This window comes from Ruegeria sp. CG4 (genome assembly GCF_056537185.1).
This window is the reverse complement of the sequence record NZ_JBQFRB010000001.1, coordinates 857107-875124: the sequence shown is the minus strand read 5'-3', so window position 1 is coordinate 875124 and position 18018 is coordinate 857107. Positions and strand designations below refer to the sequence as shown.

The following is an 18018-nucleotide window of genomic DNA, read 5'->3' as shown; positions in this document are numbered from 1 at the left end:
GGTTCGTTCCGGGGCGCTTTTTTGTTCAATTCAGCGGCAAAACAAAGCTGATCCGGGCTTTGCCCCCTTGCACGCGGGCGGCTGGGCAAATAGAAGGCGTCAAATTTGCCCGGCGCGCCGTTTTGCGCGCCCCGAATCCTATGGGGACTACCATAATGCAGGTTACCGAGACGCTGAACGAAGGTCTAAAACGCGGCTACAATATCGTCGTATCCGCAGCCGAGCTGGATGAAAAGGTCAATGAGAAGTTGACCGAAGCGCAGCCGGAAATCGAAATGAAAGGTTTCCGCAAAGGCAAGGTACCGATGGCGCTGCTGAAAAAGCAGTTCGGCCAGCGCCTGTTGGGCGAAGCGATGCAGGAGAGCATCGACGGTGCGATGAACAAGCACTTTGAGGACAGCGGCGACCGTCCTGCGCTGCAGCCCGAGGTCAAAATGACCAATGAGGACTGGAAAGAAGGCGACGACGTCGAGGTCGCAATGTCCTATGAGGCGCTGCCTGCGATCCCCGAAGTAGACCTGAAGTCGGTCGAACTGGATAAGCTGATTGTCAAAGCAGACGACGCAGCCGTCGAAGAAGCGCTGAACAACCTGGCCGAAACCGCGCAGGACTTCAAAGCGCGCCGCAAGGGTTCCAAAGCGAAAGATGGCGATCAGGTTGTGATCGACTTTGTGGGCAAGGTTGACGGCGAAGAGTTCGAAGGTGGTTCCGCCGAAGACTATCCGCTGGTTCTGGGTTCCAACAGCTTCATCCCCGGCTTCGAAGAGCAGCTGGTTGGTGTGAAGGCCGAGGAAGAAAAAGACGTCAACGTGACTTTCCCTGCGGAATACGGTGCCGAGCATCTGGCCGGTAAAGACGCTGTATTCACCTGCACCGTGAAAGAGGTGAAAGAGCCCGTCGCTGCCGAGATCAATGACGAGCTGGCCACCAAATTCGGTGCCGAAGACCTGGCCGCATTGAAGGGCCAGATCGCTGAGCGTCTGGAAGCCGAATACGCCGGTGCGTCGCGCGCTGTCATGAAGCGTGCTCTGCTTGATGTGCTGGACGAGAAAGTCTCGTTCGACCTGCCGCCGTCGCTGGTTGAGGCTGAAGCCAAGCAGATCGCACACCAGCTGTGGCACGAAGAGAACCCGGAAGTGGAAGGCCATGACCACGGTGAGATTGAGCCCACTGACGAGCACAACAAACTGGCGGAACGCCGCGTGCGCCTGGGCCTGCTGCTGGCCGAACTGGGCCAGAAGGCCGAGGTTGAAGTCACCGACGCAGAAATGACGCAAGCTATCATGAACCAGGCCCGCCAATACCCGGGTCAGGAGCGGCAGTTCTTTGAGTTCGTGCAGCAGAACGCTCAGATGCAGCAGCAGCTACGCGCGCCGATCTTCGAAGACAAGGTCATCGATTACATCGTTGAACTGGCGCAGGTTGCCGACAAAGAAGTCAGCAAGGACGATCTGCAAAAAGCCGTTGAGGCACTGGAAGAGGAGTAATCCTCTTCCACCCCCCCCCGGGCAACGTGGGGCACAAAAAAGCGGAGCCGTCTGAAATTAGACGGCTCCGCATGGGTGGCTTTGTACTTATGAGGTGAGGGGGTCAGGCCTCATGAGCAAAAGCACGGGGGGTTCGTAGCAGAGCGGTCTTTTGCTCTGGCGTAAATCGGTCCGAAAGCTCTTCGATCAGTTTCAGAACATCTTCGACTTCGGCCTTGCTCGTGGCCGCGTTCATCTGTTCGACAAAGTACCGTTCCAGTTGCGAAAGCGGCTGATGGTCGAAGTTAGCGACCGGCTGCTGTGGCGCTGCTTCGGTCTTGCCATGGGCATAAAGATCCAGAGCCGCTTCTTCGGTCAAGAAGACATCATGCTCAATCCCGGCATAGTTGCGAATTCCTGCAATCCGTTCATCCGAGCAATCCATGAGTGCGGCCATGGCGACGACCTTGCCCATGGGCTTGGCTGTGCCGACATAGTCATACGGCGCGTTGCCTGAACGTTGCAGGACCCGGTTCATCACTGGATCGATCACTGCGATCGAGTCCAGTACTCCGGCTGTCTGTGCGTATTCGAACGAGCCGATCATGACTTCGCTGGTGACGTAGGATACAGAGTTCTTTCCGCGTCCGCGTCCGAGTTTCTTGGTGTCGACGCAGAAGCGCGTCGCTTCCCAGACCTGGGCGCTGCGTATGGGAGCCTCGCCATCCAGGATAGAGCTGAAGACGTCGGCCAGCATGTGTGGCCCGGTCGTCTGCAACAGTCGCATGCACCCAACGACGTCCCCTTCGTCGTTGATGCTGACAACATGTGCAGGATGCAGGTCGTCAAAGTGATCGCGCTCGCGGCCATCCTTGATGTTGACATCCCAGCCAAGGCGATCCCCGAAAACCCGTGCCCGCAGCTTGAACATGTCGTCCAATACATCTTTGAATTTGTGCTGGTTCATACCATCAATTACGATGATCATTTCCATCCCCCTACAGTCTGGTTACCGTGTCTTAGAATTTAACCAAGATTCGGTTTAAGGCTATTGGGGGTTTCCCGTAATTTTGTCTTTTTTTTGATTAACCTGGGGCAATTAGGCCCATTCCGATGGCCCGTCCGATGGCCTGCGGAGTGGTGAGCGCGCCGAGTTTCTCGCGGCCCGACCGCATGTGCACTTCTACCGTGCGGTGTGAAATGGACAGAATATCGCCAATATCCTGCTGAGATTTGCCCTCGGCGACCCATTGCAGGATCTCTTTTTCCCGGGTCGAAAGGGTCGGCAGGTACAACGCTTTCGCCAAAAGACCGGATTGCATAACGGTGTCATGCGCGTGAACCGCGGCCATCTGAAGATCGCCCATCACATGCTTCTTCAGCTTCTCCCATTCCGCGTCCGAGCAATCCCTTGTGACACTGAGCATTCCGCATTCGCCGTAAGGCCCCCGGATCGGAACAGTCAGCCCGCGCGATGTAATCCCGAAATCATTGGCATCCCGGAAGACCGCATGGAATTTCTCGTCATGGTTAAACCGCCCCCAGTCAACGGGCGCGATGCTAAGCACTGACTGATAAATCGTGGGATCAAAGTGGTGATAGCCGTGGCTGCCATAGTGAATCTTCCACTCGTCAGGGTAGTTAGCATAACCCTGCACATCACCTTTGATGGGGTTCATGGTTGCATAGGAAGCGTAGTCAAAGCCGAGCTCATCGCAGACGGCATTGATGATGTCTGAGGCCGACTTTTCCTCATGGTCGATTGCGGCCAAGTCTATCAGTTTCACCGGTCCAACCCTTACAGTGACACTCCTAGCCCCAAAGAAATGCCGTCTTCGTCCTTCACGGTGTATACGTTGCGTCAACCTTGGGGTGTTGTGCAAGCCATTTGTGCAAGCCGCGTATGCTTATTGCGTACTTAAAGCAACAGAACGGGGAAAAACATACCTTTTCGGCACTTAATATCCCGGATTACCTCCGGTTGACGCGAAGTTCGGGGCGTTTTGAGGGGGTTTATTCCGATCGCAGGCCCGTTTCGACCAGCATTTTTCGCGCTTTCGCTTCGGGATAGAAGCCCTTTGCGTACAGAAAAATCGCCCGTTGCTGATCCCCATCGGACAACAACCATGCCCCCCTTAGGTACTTTCCGGCGAATTCCAGATTGGTGTCTGCATCCAGCAAGCCTTGCGCTTTCCCGTCATACCCCATCGAGCGTGCCGTTGCGGGAAGGATTTGCAGCAATCCGTAATACGGGCGGTTGACTGCCCAGGGCCGATGTGTGCTTTCCCGGATCGCCAGCTTGTGCACCAGTTCGCGCGGCAGTTCGTAGTGATCGGCCCACTTGTTGATCGATTCGCGCAGTTCGGCTGTCTCGTTCGGATAAAGCGGTGGATCAAATGCTTCGTCTGAGGGCCGGTTGGAGCCGCTACAGGCGGCTATGGGCGTTGCAATCAGAATAGCCAGCACACTGCGGCGAAGGAACAAAGTCATAAGATAGCTCCGACAATAGAGGGGCCGATGATAGAAAACGATAATCGGACTGCAAGGTTGGGTTTTTTGGAGCAGCAAAAACTTGCTGAAACAAAAAAGAGGCCGCGCATGGTACGCAGCCTCTTTCTCGTCATTTCCTGTCGGATCAGGCTTTGGCTTCGTCTTCTTCAGCCGAAGCTTCCGGTGCCAGATCTTCGTCTTCCGAAGCGGCAGAACCGATGTCGTCGAACAGTTCGGCAATCTCGAATTCCGCGGCAGCTTCTTCTTCAGCAGCCAGTTCCTGGATCGATTTACCGGAGGCTTGCAGTTCGGCTTCTTCTTCCGAACGTGCAACGTTCATCTTGATCTCGACTTCGACCTCGGGGTGCAGTTTGACTGCGAGCGAGTGCAGGCCCAGTTCCTTGATCGGAGCAATCAGAACGACCTGTTTCTTATCGACAGTGAAGCCTGCTTCGGTTGCGGCCTCTGCGGCGTCACGCGGCGTGACCGAGCCGTAGAGAGCGCCGGCATCCGATGCCGAGCGAATCACGATGAACTGCTGACCGTCCAGCTTTTCAGCCAGTGCTTCAGCTTCTTTCTTGGTTTCCAGGTTGCGTGCCTCAAGCTGCGCTTTCTGGGCTTCGAACGACGCGATGTTGGCGCTCGACGCGCTCAGCGCCTTGCCCTGGGGCAGCAGGAAGTTGCGGGCGTAGCCGGGTTTGACGTCAACGACGTCGCCCATCTGACCCAGTTTCGCGACGCGTTCCAGAAGGATAACTTGCATGTCAGTCTCTCCTTACTTCACGGCGTAGGGCAGCAGGGCGAGGAAGCGCGCGCGCTTGATAGCACGGGCCAGTTCACGCTGCTTTTTCGCCGAAACGGCGGTGATGCGCGAAGGTACGATCTTGCCACGCTCAGAGATGTAGCGCTGCAGCAGACGGGTGTCCTTGTAGTCGATTTTCGGCGCGTTCTCACCCGAGAACGGGCAGACCTTGCGGCGGCGGAAAAATGGTTTTGCGGCCATGGTTTGTGTCCTTTCGTCAGGCTTTGATCAACGGCGCTCGCGGCGGTCGCCACGCTCGTCACGCTTTTGCATCTGAACCGACGGGCCGTCTTCGTGGCCGTCGACCTTGATGGTCAGAACGCGCATGACGTCTTCGTGCAGACGCATCAGGCGTTCCATTTCCTGAACGGCGCCCGAAGGAGCGTCTGTCTTCAGGAAGGCATAGTGGCCTTTGCGGTTCTTGTTGATCTTGTAGGCCATCGTCTTGACGCCCCAGTACTCGCTATCAACCAGCTTGCCGCCGTTGTCAGCCAGAACGGTGCCGAAATGTTCGACGAGGCTTTCCGCCTGCGCGTTGGACAGGTCCTGACGCGCGATCATTACATGCTCATACAGTGGCATGTGCACTCCTGTTTATATCAAGGCGCATTTCAAAGGCGGGGCTTTCTGGTCCTTCGCGACCCTGCCACGAGAGGCTGCGCGATTCATAACTCTTGCGAAGGATGGCCCCATATACACGTTTGAGCGCGAGGGGCAAGCCCCGCCACATATGCCTTTGTGAAGTCGCCCTAATTCCTTTGGCGCGCCCAATTCCTGACGCTTTTCGGCTCAAAGTTGTTTTGTATGCCGGGGACTAGCCGGAACGAGCAAATTCAGTACGGCAACCTGAGACGGGGTAAAGAAAATGACCGCTACGAACACAAACGCAATTCACAAGACGGCCACTGGTTCGCGATTTGAACATTCTGTGCCTGTCATGGTGGCCTTCGCACCGAACTGGAAAGCGAGAATGATCTTGGCGCGGGCCTTGGGCCTGATTTTGATCGTAGCCGCATTTTCCATGTGGCTTATGTCCGGGTCCGTTGCAGGACCCGAAGTGTGGCCCATCAAACTGGCGGCTTCGATGATGTTCCTGCTGGTCGGGGTCAGTTTGCTGACGATCGAGATTATGGATGCCCGGCCGGACGCATATTTTGATCCGATCCGCCGCGAAGTGCGCGTGCTGCAGAAAAACGAAAATGGTCGCCCGCAAACGGTTCTGCGTCGCAGCTATGAAACCCTGGGGGGTGCACGTTTTGCGGATGATCAGGTCGAGTTGTTCGACATGGATGGCAGCCTTCTGATGAAGCTGCCGCTGCAATCAGCGGATGTAAGCCGGGCGCTCAAGGGGCAACTTAGCGGAAACGTTACGATCTTCGCCTAAATCCCGTTCTGTTCAAAAAAGAACAGAATTTGTGAGAGAATAGAGGTTGAGTGCCGCCCTTGGGCGGCACATTTACGTTAGTGAGCAACCATTCTGGGTTGCACCACCAATTCTGCGGAGTTTGTTATGAAACCTATCCTCCTGGCCGCCGCACTGGCCGTATCAGCAACATCGGCTTTTGCTGCTGCCGAGAAATATGTTCTGGACTCAAGCCACAGCCAGGTCGTCTTTACTTACAATCACCTCGGATTTTCGACCACAACCGGGATGTTCTCGGGTTTTGAAGGCGAGATCATGTTCAATCAGGCAGACCCCGCTGCGTCGAGCGTGACCGTCTCGATGCCGGTGGTCGAGATGATCACGGGCTGGAAGCCGCGCGAGGATCATTTTATGTCCGAGGATTTCTTTGCTGCGGCCGAGGGTGATTTGGCTACCTTCACCTCGACCGGTATTGAAGTGACAGGCGAAAACACTGCCAAGATCACCGGCGATCTGACCCTGAACGATATCACCAAGCCCGTGGTGCTGGACGCAACGCTCAATCAGGTTGGCGAGCATCCGATGGCTGGAAAGCAGTGGGCCGGGTTCGACGCGACCACAACCCTGCTGCGCAGCGACTTCGACCTGGGCCAATTCGCGCCGTTCGTCAGTGACGAGGTGGAAATTTCTATCTCGATCGAAGCGCAAAAGGCTGAATAAGACAGATTTGGCTTTTGAATAGAAAACCGCCGGTGCTGAAACACCGGCGGTTTTTTTGTTGGTCAATGTTACTTGGCCCGCGACGCGGTCAACTCTACTGCAACGGTCACGGCAAACGCCAGCGAGTCTTCAGCGGGCATTTTTTTGCCAATGTCGAAACTCAGCCGGTCCAGCGTTATTTCTCCGGTCATTGTTGCGAAATCATCCTGAATACTCAGAGCGAAGGGCAAAGCGATGTCCAGCGTCTTGTCTCGGATTGTCAGGGGGCCACGCGCCTCGTATCCGGATTCGGTTTTGAACAGGTCGGCATCGAAGCTGGCGGTCGGGAACTGGCCGCTGTCGAAGAAATCCGCGCCCATGGCCTGATCCGTTACGGTTCCGAGGCTCAGCGAGCCGATGGCAATGGTCACGTCCACCGACCCTGCGAGGCCGGGTTCTGCCGGTTCGTCGAAAGTGATCGCGGCGGTCCAGTCAGAGAAGCTGCCGGTTACAGGGCTGCCAAGTTGCTTGATCGTGATCGACAGGTTTCCTTCCTGCACCTGCCAGTCCGACTGAACCTCTGCAAGTTCGGCGGTTTCAGTGGAAACGGCAGAGTGTTTGGTGAAAACACCGGTGGTCCAGCCAGCCGCCAGCACACCGCACCAGATGACCAGCGCGGCGGCGGCGGGGACAAGTGAGTGTTTCTGTGCGGGCGGCTTGGGCGCATCCGTTGCGCCCGGCAACATCCGACGCAGCGTACTGTCCTTATCCACGACATGGTGTTTCAGCGCTCCTGCGATGTGAAGCACCAGCGAACCCGCCAATACGATGATGAACAGCCAATGCAGGCTGGCAGTTAGTTCAGCCAGAGCGGGCGACTTGGGAATGAATGGCAGGTTCTGGCCAAAGGGCCACAGGATGGGTGCGAACCCTTCGGCGGCTGCGTGGTGCAGCCAGCCGGTCAGGGGAACCAGCACAAGCGAGCCATACAATAGCCAATGCACTGTTTCGGCGGCGAATGCTTCGGGCTTGTTTTCTGCGTTCAGCAAACCGGGTTTGGTTTGTGTCATCGTCCAGAGGATACGGGCCAAGGCCACGAAAAAGACGGCGATGCCCACAGTTTTGTGCAGCGAAAACAGCCGTGCGGCCTGCGCGATGTCGTCCTCGGTAGTCGGAATTGACGGGTCATAGATCGCCTGGGCCAGGTTGTTGGCAAAAAAGCCCAGTGGCAATGCCGTGAAAATCAGCAATGCCGTCAACCAGTGAAAGGTCTTGGCAATACTTCCGTAGGTAGAGAAGGTATTTTTCGAGTGCATTGATCGGATGCTCCGAAGGTGAAGGTCTGGACACAACCTATATCCGTGTGAACAGGACACAATATGACCGTGCGCACAGCGATGGTGCCGGAATGCAGAGCGCAGGCAATGCTTGTGCCGGGCCAATTGTCGGTTTACACCCCGCCGCAACCTAACGTCATCCATGAGGTTGCAATGACACTCGCGTTCGTTTTCCCGGGGCAGGGCGCCCAGACCATCGGTATGGGCAAAGCACTGGCCGAAGCCTATCCCGCCGCGCAGGCGGTATTTGACGAAGTGGACGAGGCACTGGGGGAAAAGCTGAGCAGCCTGATCTGGGATGGCGAGATCGAAACACTGACGCTGACGCAGAACGCGCAACCGGCGCTGATGGCGACCTCGATGGCGGCGATGCGCGCGCTTGAGGCCGAAGGGGTTGCGATTAGCAATGCGTCCTATGTCGCGGGGCATTCGCTGGGTGAATATTCGGCGCTTGCTGCTGCAGGGGCTTTGTCGGTCGCCGATACTGCCCGCCTGCTGCGCACACGCGGTCAGGCTATGCAGAGCGCCGTGCCGGTAGGTGAAGGCGCGATGGCCGCTGTGCTGGGGCTGGATCTGAAGGCCGTTCGCGCGGTTGCGGAAGAAGCCGCGCAGGGCGAGGTCTGTCAGGCGGCGAACGACAATGATCCGACACAGGTTGTGGTATCGGGCTCCAAGGCGGCTGTGGAACGTGCCGCAGTCATTGCAAAGGAAAAAGGTGCCAAGCGGGCGGTCATGCTGCCGGTCAGCGCGCCATTCCATTGTGCTTTGATGCAGCCTGCCGCCGATGTGATGGCCGAGGCCCTGGCTGCCGTTGAAATCAAAGCGCCTGCTGTTCCGTTGGTGGCGAATGTGCGTGCCGAGGCCGTGACAGACCCGGATCTGATCCGGCAGTTGCTGGTCGAACAGGTGACGGGTTCGGTCCGGTGGCGCGAAAGCGTCCTTTATATGGCGGCGCAGGGTGTGAACGAGACATGGGAAATTGGCGCGGGAAAGGCGCTGTCGGGCATGATCCGAAAGATCGACCGGGCTATTGGCGGCAAGGCTGTCGGTACACCCGAAGACGTGCAGAATGCGGTGCAGGCCGAATCGTAATCTCCATACGCGTCGACACAGACGAACCAAGAGGGAAACCGAATGTTTGATTTGACAGGTAAGAATGCGCTGATCACCGGAGCTTCGGGCGGTATCGGGGGCGAAATTGCGCGTACCCTGCATGCGGCGGGCGCGTCGGTTGGGCTTTCCGGCACACGGGTCGAGCCATTGCAGGCGCTTGCGGACGAACTGGGCGAACGGGCCCACGTTTTGCCCTGCAACCTGAGCGACGCCGAAGCGGTTGCAGCGCTGCCGAAGCAGGCGGCCGAAGCGATGGGATCCGTTGATATTCTGGTGAACAATGCGGGCATCACGCGCGACAACATCTTTATGCGCATGTCGGATGAAGAATGGCAGAGCGTGATTGACGTGAACCTGACCGCGACCGCCAAACTGTGCAAAGGCGTTCTGCGCGGCATGATGAAGGCCCGCTGGGGTCGTATCATCAATATCTCGTCGGTGGTGGGCGCAACCGGTAATCCGGGGCAGGCGAACTATGCGGCGTCCAAAGCCGGAATGGTGGGCGTGACCAAGTCGCTGGCCTACGAAGTGGCAAGCCGCGGAATCACCGCGAACGCCGTGGCTCCGGGCTTTATAACCACCGCGATGACCGACAAACTGACGGATGATCAGAAGAGCGGAATTCTGGGGCAGGTTCCGGCGGGCCGTATGGGTGACCCTTCGGAGATTGCCGCCGCAGTTCTGTATCTGGCTAGCCCCGAAGCGGGATATGTTACCGGAACCACCTTGCATGTGAATGGCGGTATGGCCATGTTGTAAGCGCGACGCAGGGCAGGCGCGAAACCGTTTGCCTTGTGCGTTGTCTGTGCTATAGGCGGCGCAGATATGTGGGGGCCGGTCATTCAGGTTGGCCTTCGCCATGCCCGGTCAGCCGGGTCTCAAACCGCCCGGAACGGGCAAACCAAAGCCAGCCTGAGCGGGCAAGGGCAGAACCGGGCAATGCGCCCTGAAACGGAATGAGGAAAAGACATGAGCGACGTCGCAGATCGCGTTAAAAAGATCGTTGTTGAGCACCTGGGTGTCGAAGAAGACAAAGTCGCGGAAAACGCGTCCTTCATCGACGATCTGGGCGCGGACAGCCTGGACACTGTTGAGCTGGTTATGGCCTTCGAAGAAGAGTTCGGCATCGAAATTCCCGATGACGCAGCCGAAACCATCCAGACCTTTGGCGACGCCGTCAAATTCATCAGCGAAGCGTCCTAAGCGTTTCGTGTCGAGATAGAGCGGCGCTTCCGGGCAACGGAGGCGCCGTTTTTTTGTGCCCGGACCGATTTCCCGCTTGCACGGCGTCTTATTGCTTCGCACTGTTTCCACTGAGGCAAAATTCCAGGCGGGCAGGGCATGATAAGATCCACCCCGATGATAAACACGGCGCGACTGACGCTGTGTGCGATGCGACCAGAAGATTTCAACCGCTTTGCGGAAATCTGGCGAAATCCGTGTGTTGTGCGCCATATCGGCGGTAAACCGAAATCACGGGGCGAGGCGTGGGATGCGTTCCTGCGCAATGCCGGACACTGGCAGATGGCCGGATTCGGACAATGGGCGGTGATCCAGCAATCGAATCGGCAGATGATCGGTCAGGCAGGATTTTTCTATGGTGATCGGGGTCTGGGTGAGGATTTTGGCCGTTTCCCCGAGGCAGGCTGGGTCCTGGCCCCCGAAGCGCAGGGAAAAGGACTGGGATACGAGGCCGCACAGGCGGCGCACGACTGGTTCGACAGGGTCATTCCCGGGCCGTTGGTCGCCATGGTGGATGCCACAAATGAAGCGTCGCAAAGTCTGGCGCAGAAGCTGGGCTACGTTCTGATGCGTGAATGCGAATACATGGATACGCCTGTCCATCTGTTACGGCGAAATGGTCCGCCAGCACGCGTCTGAAACACAGTAATTGTAGCAATGCCGCAAACAGAGCGTGGTTTGCCGAAACTGTTTGAAACAACCGTTTCGGCGCTGTCTATGCTATGCTGGATTTTACAGCGATTGGGCGAAGGAGCATGCTCATGAGGATTTATCCCACGATGGAATTGCAGAACGGACGGTGTGTCTCGCTGGACAAAGGCCGTCTCGATGAAGCCATGGTCTGGCATGTCGATCCGGTTGCAACCGCGCGCAGCTGGTCTGCAGCCGGGGCGGAATGGATGCAACTGACGGACTTCGACGCAATCGAAGGGCGCAATACCAACGCCGAACTGATCGAAGAAATAATTCGAAGCGCGGAAATGCCGGTACAGCTTGCCGGCGGTATGCGAAGCCGCGAGCACGTCGAGCACTGGATCGACAAAGGTGCCGGCCGGGTTGTGATCGGAACCCTGGCCGCGCGTGATCCCCACGTGGTCAAGGAACTTGCCAAACTGCACCCCGACCAGATCGTTCTGGCCGTGGATGTCTGGCAAGGTCAGGTTATGACCGAGGGCTGGCGCAGCCAAAGTGCCTTTACGCCAGAAGCGTTCATCGATGCTTTTGCCGACACGCCATTTGCTGCTATTCTGGTCACTGATATCGACAGCGACATGGATGACGTCGAAGCGCAGCTGGGATTGATTTCGGGGCTGGCCAAGCACTCGCGGACCCCGGTCATCGCCAGCGGCGTCGTTCGCACGGCAGACGATATTTCGCGGCTGGCCTACATCTCTAACATCTCGGGCGCGATTGTGGGCCGTGCGCTGTTCCGCAAGACACTGAGCCTGTCCGAAGCGCTTAAGGTTGCGGCCGCTGCCCATGAACCGGTGGCGCAGTTCCAATAGGACCGGCCCGGTATATCTAGCCCGCCCTTTTCCGTTTCAGGGAAGGGGCGGTTTTTTTTGCAGAGCGGTGGTGCATTCCTGCTGAACCACAATATATGACCGGCATTGGCGAAATGACGCTAACAAGGAATGCGCCCTTGCTCTTGCCCCCGCCCCCCGGGGCGGGGTATGGACGGTTCTCATACAGGAAGCAGGCAAGAGGCATTTCATGCGCAGAGTCGTTGTAACCGGTCTGGGATTGGTCACTCCTTTGGCCAGTGGGGTCGAGGAAACCTGGTCGCGGCTGCTGGATGGGGAATCCGGCGCGGGCCCGATCACCCATTTCGATGCTGAGGCAAGTGGTGTCACCACGACATATGCCTGCGAAGTGCCGCGTGGAGACGGCACGAACGGGACTTTCAACCCTGACGACTGGCTGCCGCCGAAAGAACAGCGCAAGATCGAAGATTTCATTCTGTATTCGATTGCTGCTGCAGACATGGCCTGTCAGGATTCCGGCTGGTTGCCTGAAGATGAGGAAAGCCGCCTGCGGACTGGTGTTCTGATCGGCTCGGGCATCGGTGGGCTGGGGTCCATCGCGGAAACTGCCAATCTGATCCGCGACAAGGGCCCGCGGCGGGTTTCGCCTTTCTTTATTCCTGGCGCGCTGATCAACCTGGCGTCGGGTCAGGTGTCGATCCGTCATGGCTTCAAGGGACCGAACCATTCGGTCGTGACCGCCTGTTCCACCGGGGCGCATGCGATCGGCGACGCCAGCCGCATCATCCGCGCCGGCGACGCTGACGTGATGGTGGCCGGTGGCGGTGAAGGCTGCATCTGTGAGATCGGTATTGCCGGTTTCAACGCGTGTAAGGCACTGTCGACCAAATATGCCGATGATCCGAAGAGGGCCAGCCGCCCTTATGACATCGACCGCGACGGGTTCGTCATGGGTGAAGGTGCGGGTATCGTGGTTCTTGAAGAATACGAACACGCAAAGGCGCGCGGTGCGAAAATTTACGCCGAGGTTCTGGGTTATGGCATGTCGGGTGACGCTTATCACATCACCGCGCCATCCGAGGACGGTGATGGCGCGGAACGTTCGATGAAAGCCGCGCTGCGCAGCGCCGGGCTGGAGCCGAAGGATCTGGACTATATCAATGCGCATGGTACCTCGACCATGGCGGATACGATCGAGTTGGGTGCGGTGGAACGTTTGCTGGGCGATCATGCAAGCAAGGCAACCATGACTTCGACCAAGTCGGCCACAGGCCACCTTTTGGGTGCGGCAGGCGCGATTGAGGCGATTTTCTCGATACTGGCAATCCGGGATCAGGTTGCCCCACCGACAATCAACCTGGACAATCCGGCGGTTGAAACACCCATCGATCTGGCACCGAACGCCAAGCGAGAACGTGAGATCAACGTGGCACTCTCCAATTCGTTCGGCTTTGGCGGCACAAACGCAAGCGTGATCTTCGGAAAGGTCAGTTAAATGTGGCGGGCCCTAGCGTCCAACGCGCTGACCCTGCTGGTGGTCGGCCTGTTTCTGATGGGCGGTCTGATCCTTTGGGGGCAATCGCAATACAAGGCTGAAGGTCCGCTGCAATCCGCGATCTGCCTGCGGGTGGAAAGCGGTTCGAACATGACACGTGTTAGTCGCGATCTGGAGGATCAGGGTGCGATCAGCAATGCCATGATCTTTCGCATGGGCGCCGACTACACGGATCAGGCGCAGAAATTGAAGGCGGGCAGCTTTCTGGTGCGCGAAGGCGCCTCGATGCAGCAGATCATCGACGAGATCACCAGCAGTGGTGTAAGCACCTGTGGTTCCGAGATCGAGTACCGTATCGGTGTAACCCGCACGCAGACCCGTGTACGCGAACTGGACCCTGCGACTTTGGACTTTGTCGAGGTTGCCTCATTTGGATCAGATGAGGAAACTCCGGCGGAATACGCAGAAAAACGTGGCGAGGCTGACACGCGCTATCGGGTGTCAGTGGCCGAGGGCGTGACCGCGTGGCAGGTTGTTGACGCGCTGAAGTCATTTGATGCGCTGAGTGGTGACGTAACCCAAATTCCGGCCGAGGGTGAGTTGGCACCTGACAGCTATGACATCAAGCCAGGCGACGACAGGAATGCTGTCTTACAGAAAATGCAGGAAAAGCAGCAGCTTCGGATCAATGCAGTCTGGGAAAGCCGTCAGGACGGGTTGCCACTGGAAAGCCCGGAAGAAATGCTGATCCTTGCGTCCATCATCGAAAAGGAAACCGGCGTGCCGGAAGAGCGCGGACAGGTAGCCAGCGTATTCGTGAACCGCTTGAAGCAGGGTATGAAGCTGCAGACAGACCCGACCGTAATCTACGGTATCACCAAGGGTCAGGGTGTCCTTGGACGCGGATTGCGGAGGAGTGAGCTGCGGCGCGCAACCCCTTGGAATACTTACCTGATCGATGGGCTTCCGCCGACACCGATTGCCAATCCGGGACTGGCAAGTCTGGAGGCCGCAGTTGCGCCCGAAGAAACCGACTATGTCTTCTTTGTTGCTGACGGTACCGGCGGCCATGCATTTGCGGAAACCTTGCAGGAGCATAACCGCAACGTCGCCAAATGGCGTGAGATCGAAGCCGAGCGTAACTCGGGCAACTAATCCGCAAGAGACATGAATAAGTGGCCGGGGACGCATCGCCGCCGGCCATTGTTGTTGTGCGATCAGGCCGCCGGGCGTCGGCGCTGTCTGCGCCGTTTGGAAGGGGCGGAATTCGAGTTTCCGGAACCCGCATGCGGTTTGGAACCTCTGCGACGATTGCCCTGACGGCGCGCAGGTTTCTGAGGCTCGGCGGCTTCAGGCAACGCGCCGCTGGCGACGGGAATTTCAATCTTCATCAGCTTTTGAATTTGCCGCAGCAGATCGACTTCTTCCGGTGCGCAAAACGCAATGGCTTCACCTTCGCGCCCGGCACGGGCCGTCCGCCCAATGCGGTGGACATAATTGTCGGGCACCTCGGGCAGGTCATAGTTGATCACATAGGCAACGCCGGGGATGTCGATCCCGCGTGCGGCCACGTCTGTCGCCACAAGAATCTTGATCTCGCCCGTGCGAAACGCCTTGATGGCGCGGTCGCGTTGTCCCTGGCTTTTGTTGCCATGGATCGATGCCGCGTTGAATCCGTCTGTGACCAGCCCCTTCATCAGCTTTTCTGCGCCATGTTTGGTTCGGGAAAACACAAGTGTCAGCGCCTCGGGGTCGGTGGACAGAATTTCACGCAGTTTGCCGGGCTTTCCGGGCTTGTCGACGAAGTGGATGGATTGAGTGATCTTGTCCGCAGCTTTACCCGGTGGCGAAACCTGCACCCTTTGCGGGTTGGTCAGATAGGCGCGGCTGAGTTCCTCCATCTGCTTGGGCATCGTGGCCGAGAACAGCATGGTCTGGCGCGGGCTGCCCAGATGCGGCGCAATGCGGCGCAGGGCGTGGATGAAGCCCATGTCCAGCATCTGATCGGCTTCGTCCAGCACAAGATGCCGGACGGCGCCCAGATCGACGGCGCCGCGATCCATCAGGTCGATCAGGCGTCCGGGCGTTGCCACGAGTATGTCGGTGCCGCGCGACAGGAACGAGATCTGCTTGTTGATGGACTGGCCACCAACAACGGTCGCTACGCGCAGTTTGGTTTTTCTGGTCAGATTACGCAGGCTTTCGGCGATCTGATTGACCAGTTCGCGGGTAGGGGCCAGGATCAGTGCCTTTGCCGTTTTGGGGGCCGGTTTGCCTGGCTGGGCCAGAAGGTGGTCAATCAGCGGCAGGCCGAAGGCCAGCGTTTTACCTGTGCCGGTCTGGGCCAGGCCCAAAATATCGTGTCCCTGAAGCGCAAGCGGAATGGCCTGGTTCTGGATGGGGGTGGGTTGGGTAAGTTGCGCGTTTTTCAGGGCGTCATTCAGAGCGGGTGCAAGACCCAGCATGTCGAAGTCGAACAAATCGTATTCCTTTTTGGTCCGCAAAGCCGGGTTGGCCGCGAACATGAGATTCTGGCCACGCAACTTGCGCGACCGGCAGGGTTTAGCGAGACCTCAGGACGGGCAGGCGGGTCCTGCGCCATCCGGCCATCGCATCAAGAACCCTGCGTGAAGGGGAACTGGAGGGTAGGAGCGCTTTGGGCAGGCTACGAGCCTGCCGATGCTCACGCGTCAGCGCTGTGTTGAGCGGCACATGAGGGTTACGAGCGCAATTGTCAAGCGCTGCTGAATGCAAACGCTTGTATGGGTGTTTATCGTGTTACGCCGTCAGCGCGTCCAATTTTGCTGCCCAGATGAAATCATTGTCACTGAGGCCGCCGATCTCATGCGTGGTGAGCCGGACCACTACGTAACCATAGCCGAAACTGATATCGGGGTGATGCCCCTGCTGATCGGCGAGCCATGCGCAAAGATTGGCCAGATAGGTCGCCTTGGCAAATCCCTTGAACTTAAAGCGTCGCGTCAGTGTTTTGGTTTCGGAATCAAGCTGCCAGTCCGGGCTGAGGGCCTTGAGATGTGACTTGGCGTCTTGCGCGGTCAGCGGCGGGATGCCGCCGGAACAAGGGACGCATGTTTGATCTGCTAGTTTCTGTGTCATGGTGGATCACTCGGCAGCGGTTGTTTTTTCAGGGAACTTGTTCGGCAGCAGACCCAGAGACTGGGCGCGGTGGACGTCGGCCAGAAGGTTGCGCTCGGCCGCTTCGAACAGGTCCTCTGGATCGTTTAGCACAAAATACCCCATCTGGTGCATATCGATCCGATAAGGAGTGCGCAGGATCGTCAGGACATCAAACGGGTCCCGATCTGGTATGTCGCTGTTCACGGCGTATACAAGTTCGGTGGGGGAGGAAGCCAGTCCTGATCCCAGGGCCTTGATACCACCTTCCTGTCGACGCAGCCCAAATTCGATTGTGAACCAGTATAGCCGGATCAGCCAGGCGTAGTCGTTCGGTCCCGCCTGTTGCCCGGCTTTACCGATGGCATGGCTGAACGCCGCAAAACGCGGATCACTCAGCAACGGAGTATGGCCGAAGATTTCATGAAAAATGTCGGGCTCTTCAATATAGTCAAAATCTTCACGTGAGCGAATGAAGGATGCCGCAGGGAAAGTTCGATCCGCGAGCATGCCGAAGAACGTCTTGAACCCGATGAGGGCCGGAACCGGCTGTACCCGCCAGCCGGTCAGATCCAGCAGACGCTCGGAGATGTCCGCGCAAGACGGTACGGTCGTTTTGGGAAGATCGAGGCGTGCCAGCCCGTCCAGGTATTCGCGCGCCATGTAGCGCTGAACATTTCGCGCTTGAGCGGCATAGAGATCGGCCCAAACCGCGTTCTCTTCATCCGTGTAGACTATGTGGCCGCGGCTGTCGGGTACTTTCGCGACGTAGCTGGTTGATTTGGGCATGATGTATCCTCCTGAAACAATTGTAGCCCTTCAGGTTGAAATAAATGTCTGGAAAGAGGCGATTGGATTGCTATTTTGAAATGTATGGACGCCCAGAAAGGAAATTGTGAAACATATGCTTCATGATGCGGATATTGCGGTTTTGCGGGAATTGCAGCTGAACGGCCGGTTGTCGATGCAGGATCTGGCAGAGCGAACCGGGTTGTCGGCCTCGCAATGCTGGCGGCGGGTGCGTGATCTGGAAGCGTCGGGCGTTATTGCCCGCTATGGGGCGCAGCTCAGGGCCAAGGAGATCGGGTTGAACGCGATCGCTTATGTCCATGTTGCGCTGCGAGATCATCACGAGGACAGCATCAAGTCATTCCTGCGTTTGGTGGAGACTGAACCGCAGATAGTGGAATGCGCGTCCATCACCGGGGACCATGATTTTATTCTGAAAGTGTATGCACGAACACCGGAGGACCTTGAGGGCTTTATCATGCAGCGTCTTCTGAAGTCCGGGCTGGTTCGGGATACCCGGAGCAATTTCGTGCTGCGTCAAAACAAAACACGGGCGCCTTTGCCTTTGCGTTGATTGTTCGACAAAGGCTTGAAGGTTGCCCG

General features: G+C 57.6%; 21 protein-coding genes. 11 read left to right on the top strand and 10 right to left on the bottom strand.

Translation table 11 applies throughout. The features are described from left to right. Nucleotides 1–155: 155 nt before the first annotated feature. Nucleotides 156–1487, top strand: coding sequence for a trigger factor (gene tig / locus ACR0J2_RS04355; RefSeq protein WP_170610238.1), 1332 nt, complete (start codon nucleotides 156–158; stop codon nucleotides 1485–1487). Nucleotides 1488–1590: 103 nt separating this feature from the next. Here the strand turns inward: tig and ACR0J2_RS04350 are convergent, their stop codons facing one another. From ACR0J2_RS04350 to rpsF, 6 genes are all read right to left on the bottom strand, one after another. Beyond that, complete coding sequence (locus tag ACR0J2_RS04350; RefSeq protein ID WP_170619144.1) at nucleotides 1591–2454, bottom strand: acyl-homoserine-lactone synthase; 864 nt, start codon at nucleotides 2452–2454, stop codon at nucleotides 1591–1593. A gap of 97 nt (nucleotides 2455–2551) precedes the next feature. Next, nucleotides 2552–3253 (bottom strand): helix-turn-helix transcriptional regulator, encoded by a 702-nt coding sequence (locus tag ACR0J2_RS04345; protein WP_170610242.1) that lies wholly within the window; start codon nucleotides 3251–3253, stop codon nucleotides 2552–2554. A 226-nt stretch (nucleotides 3254–3479) separates the two neighbouring features. Further along, a complete protein-coding gene (locus ACR0J2_RS04340; RefSeq protein ID WP_170610244.1) occupies nucleotides 3480–3956 on the bottom strand; it encodes a lytic transglycosylase domain-containing protein in 477 nt (158 codons plus the stop codon). Between the two features lie 145 nt (nucleotides 3957–4101). Further along, a complete protein-coding gene (gene rplI, locus ACR0J2_RS04335) occupies nucleotides 4102–4719 on the bottom strand; it encodes a 50S ribosomal protein L9 (protein WP_170610246.1) in 618 nt (205 codons plus the stop codon). 12 nt (nucleotides 4720–4731) lie between these two features. Next, the gene (gene rpsR, locus ACR0J2_RS04330; RefSeq protein WP_005608650.1) at nucleotides 4732–4959 is read right to left on the bottom strand and encodes a 30S ribosomal protein S18; all 228 of its coding nucleotides are present in this window, start codon (nucleotides 4957–4959) and stop codon (nucleotides 4732–4734) included. 27 nt (nucleotides 4960–4986) lie between these two features. Then, entirely contained in the window at nucleotides 4987–5340 is a 354-nt protein-coding gene (rpsF, locus tag ACR0J2_RS04325; protein WP_170610248.1) for a 30S ribosomal protein S6, read from the bottom strand. 283 nt (nucleotides 5341–5623) lie between these two features. Here rpsF and ACR0J2_RS04320 point away from each other — a divergent pair, with 283 nt between their 5' ends. Together ACR0J2_RS04320 and ACR0J2_RS04315 are read left to right on the top strand one after the other, a co-directional pair. After that, entirely contained in the window at nucleotides 5624–6142 is a 519-nt protein-coding gene (locus ACR0J2_RS04320; RefSeq protein WP_480522521.1) for a hypothetical protein, read from the top strand. Nucleotides 6143–6268: 126 nt separating this feature from the next. Then, a complete protein-coding gene (locus ACR0J2_RS04315) occupies nucleotides 6269–6841 on the top strand; it encodes a YceI family protein (RefSeq protein ID WP_170610251.1) in 573 nt (190 codons plus the stop codon). Between the two features lie 68 nt (nucleotides 6842–6909). Here ACR0J2_RS04315 and ACR0J2_RS04310 read toward each other — a convergent pair whose 3' ends face one another. Continuing rightward, on the bottom strand, nucleotides 6910–8136 hold the full coding sequence (locus ACR0J2_RS04310) for a cytochrome b/b6 domain-containing protein (RefSeq protein ID WP_480811759.1): 1227 nt from the start codon (nucleotides 8134–8136) through the stop codon (nucleotides 6910–6912). 174 nt (nucleotides 8137–8310) lie between these two features. Here ACR0J2_RS04310 and fabD point away from each other — a divergent pair, with 174 nt between their 5' ends. The 7 genes from fabD (at nucleotide 8311) to mltG (ending at nucleotide 14646) form a co-directional block, all read left to right on the top strand. After that, nucleotides 8311–9249 carry an ACP S-malonyltransferase gene (fabD, locus tag ACR0J2_RS04305; protein WP_480812030.1) on the top strand — a complete coding sequence of 313 codons (939 nt, stop codon included), beginning with the start codon at nucleotides 8311–8313 and terminating at the stop codon, nucleotides 9247–9249. Between the two features lie 42 nt (nucleotides 9250–9291). Then, complete coding sequence (fabG, locus tag ACR0J2_RS04300) at nucleotides 9292–10029, top strand: 3-oxoacyl-[acyl-carrier-protein] reductase (RefSeq protein WP_170610255.1); 738 nt, start codon at nucleotides 9292–9294, stop codon at nucleotides 10027–10029. A 210-nt stretch (nucleotides 10030–10239) separates the two neighbouring features. After that, complete coding sequence (locus ACR0J2_RS04295; RefSeq protein WP_008756330.1) at nucleotides 10240–10473, top strand: acyl carrier protein; 234 nt, start codon at nucleotides 10240–10242, stop codon at nucleotides 10471–10473. A 138-nt stretch (nucleotides 10474–10611) separates the two neighbouring features. Next, nucleotides 10612–11151 carry a GNAT family N-acetyltransferase gene (locus ACR0J2_RS04290; RefSeq protein WP_170610257.1) on the top strand — a complete coding sequence of 180 codons (540 nt, stop codon included), beginning with the start codon at nucleotides 10612–10614 and terminating at the stop codon, nucleotides 11149–11151. A 122-nt stretch (nucleotides 11152–11273) separates the two neighbouring features. Continuing rightward, the gene (locus ACR0J2_RS04285) at nucleotides 11274–12017 is read left to right on the top strand and encodes a 1-(5-phosphoribosyl)-5-[(5-phosphoribosylamino)methylideneamino] imidazole-4-carboxamide isomerase (RefSeq protein WP_170610259.1); all 744 of its coding nucleotides are present in this window, start codon (nucleotides 11274–11276) and stop codon (nucleotides 12015–12017) included. Nucleotides 12018–12225: 208 nt separating this feature from the next. Further along, on the top strand, nucleotides 12226–13491 hold the full coding sequence (gene fabF / locus ACR0J2_RS04280) for a beta-ketoacyl-ACP synthase II (protein ID WP_170676428.1): 1266 nt from the start codon (nucleotides 12226–12228) through the stop codon (nucleotides 13489–13491). Beyond that, complete coding sequence (gene mltG, locus ACR0J2_RS04275; protein WP_480811758.1) at nucleotides 13492–14646, top strand: endolytic transglycosylase MltG; 1155 nt, start codon at nucleotides 13492–13494, stop codon at nucleotides 14644–14646. Nucleotides 14647–14708: 62 nt separating this feature from the next. Here mltG and ACR0J2_RS04270 read toward each other — a convergent pair whose 3' ends face one another. The 3 genes from ACR0J2_RS04270 to phhA all read right to left on the bottom strand — a co-directional run bounded on the left by ACR0J2_RS04270 (nucleotide 14709) and on the right by phhA (nucleotide 17415). Continuing rightward, nucleotides 14709–15971: a DEAD/DEAH box helicase gene (locus ACR0J2_RS04270; RefSeq protein WP_170816672.1), complete on the bottom strand. Its 1263-nt coding sequence runs from the start codon at nucleotides 15969–15971 to the stop codon at nucleotides 14709–14711. A gap of 298 nt (nucleotides 15972–16269) precedes the next feature. Continuing rightward, nucleotides 16270–16608: a 4a-hydroxytetrahydrobiopterin dehydratase gene (locus tag ACR0J2_RS04265; protein ID WP_170610266.1), complete on the bottom strand. Its 339-nt coding sequence runs from the start codon at nucleotides 16606–16608 to the stop codon at nucleotides 16270–16272. Between the two features lie 6 nt (nucleotides 16609–16614). Beyond that, nucleotides 16615–17415 carry a phenylalanine 4-monooxygenase gene (phhA, locus tag ACR0J2_RS04260; RefSeq protein ID WP_480811757.1) on the bottom strand — a complete coding sequence of 267 codons (801 nt, stop codon included), beginning with the start codon at nucleotides 17413–17415 and terminating at the stop codon, nucleotides 16615–16617. 115 nt (nucleotides 17416–17530) lie between these two features. Between phhA and ACR0J2_RS04255 the strand changes: the two genes are divergently transcribed. Next, nucleotides 17531–17989, top strand: coding sequence for an Lrp/AsnC family transcriptional regulator (locus ACR0J2_RS04255; protein WP_480812029.1), 459 nt, complete (start codon nucleotides 17531–17533; stop codon nucleotides 17987–17989). Nucleotides 17990–18018: the final 29 nt, after the last annotated feature.

What these genes read in the sequence shown, in the direction of transcription:
- tig (WP_170610238.1), top strand. Translation starts at nt 156, where the DNA reads ATGCAGGTTACCGAGACGCTGAACGAAGGTCTAAAACGCGGCTACAAT.
- ACR0J2_RS04350 (WP_170619144.1), bottom strand. Translation starts at nt 2,454, where the DNA reads ATGATCATCGTAATTGATGGTATGAACCAGCACAAATTCAAAGATGTA.
- ACR0J2_RS04340 (WP_170610244.1), bottom strand. Translation starts at nt 3,956, where the DNA reads ATGACTTTGTTCCTTCGCCGCAGTGTGCTGGCTATTCTGATTGCAACG.
- rplI (WP_170610246.1), bottom strand. Translation starts at nt 4,719, where the DNA reads ATGCAAGTTATCCTTCTGGAACGCGTCGCGAAACTGGGTCAGATGGGC.
- rpsR (WP_005608650.1), bottom strand. Translation starts at nt 4,959, where the DNA reads ATGGCCGCAAAACCATTTTTCCGCCGCCGCAAGGTCTGCCCGTTCTCG.
- rpsF (WP_170610248.1), bottom strand. Translation starts at nt 5,340, where the DNA reads ATGCCACTGTATGAGCATGTAATGATCGCGCGTCAGGACCTGTCCAAC.
- ACR0J2_RS04320 (WP_480522521.1), top strand. Translation starts at nt 5,624, where the DNA reads ATGACCGCTACGAACACAAACGCAATTCACAAGACGGCCACTGGTTCG.
- ACR0J2_RS04315 (WP_170610251.1), top strand. Translation starts at nt 6,269, where the DNA reads ATGAAACCTATCCTCCTGGCCGCCGCACTGGCCGTATCAGCAACATCG.
- ACR0J2_RS04310 (WP_480811759.1), bottom strand. Translation starts at nt 8,136, where the DNA reads ATGCACTCGAAAAATACCTTCTCTACCTACGGAAGTATTGCCAAGACC.
- fabD (WP_480812030.1), top strand. Translation starts at nt 8,311, where the DNA reads ATGACACTCGCGTTCGTTTTCCCGGGGCAGGGCGCCCAGACCATCGGT.
- fabG (WP_170610255.1), top strand. Translation starts at nt 9,292, where the DNA reads ATGTTTGATTTGACAGGTAAGAATGCGCTGATCACCGGAGCTTCGGGC.
- ACR0J2_RS04295 (WP_008756330.1), top strand. Translation starts at nt 10,240, where the DNA reads ATGAGCGACGTCGCAGATCGCGTTAAAAAGATCGTTGTTGAGCACCTG.
- ACR0J2_RS04290 (WP_170610257.1), top strand. Translation starts at nt 10,612, where the DNA reads ATGATAAGATCCACCCCGATGATAAACACGGCGCGACTGACGCTGTGT.
- ACR0J2_RS04285 (WP_170610259.1), top strand. Translation starts at nt 11,274, where the DNA reads ATGAGGATTTATCCCACGATGGAATTGCAGAACGGACGGTGTGTCTCG.
- fabF (WP_170676428.1), top strand. Translation starts at nt 12,226, where the DNA reads ATGCGCAGAGTCGTTGTAACCGGTCTGGGATTGGTCACTCCTTTGGCC.
- mltG (WP_480811758.1), top strand. Translation starts at nt 13,492, where the DNA reads ATGTGGCGGGCCCTAGCGTCCAACGCGCTGACCCTGCTGGTGGTCGGC.
- ACR0J2_RS04265 (WP_170610266.1), bottom strand. Translation starts at nt 16,608, where the DNA reads ATGACACAGAAACTAGCAGATCAAACATGCGTCCCTTGTTCCGGCGGC.
- phhA (WP_480811757.1), bottom strand. Translation starts at nt 17,415, where the DNA reads ATGCCCAAATCAACCAGCTACGTCGCGAAAGTACCCGACAGCCGCGGC.
- ACR0J2_RS04255 (WP_480812029.1), top strand. Translation starts at nt 17,531, where the DNA reads ATGCTTCATGATGCGGATATTGCGGTTTTGCGGGAATTGCAGCTGAAC.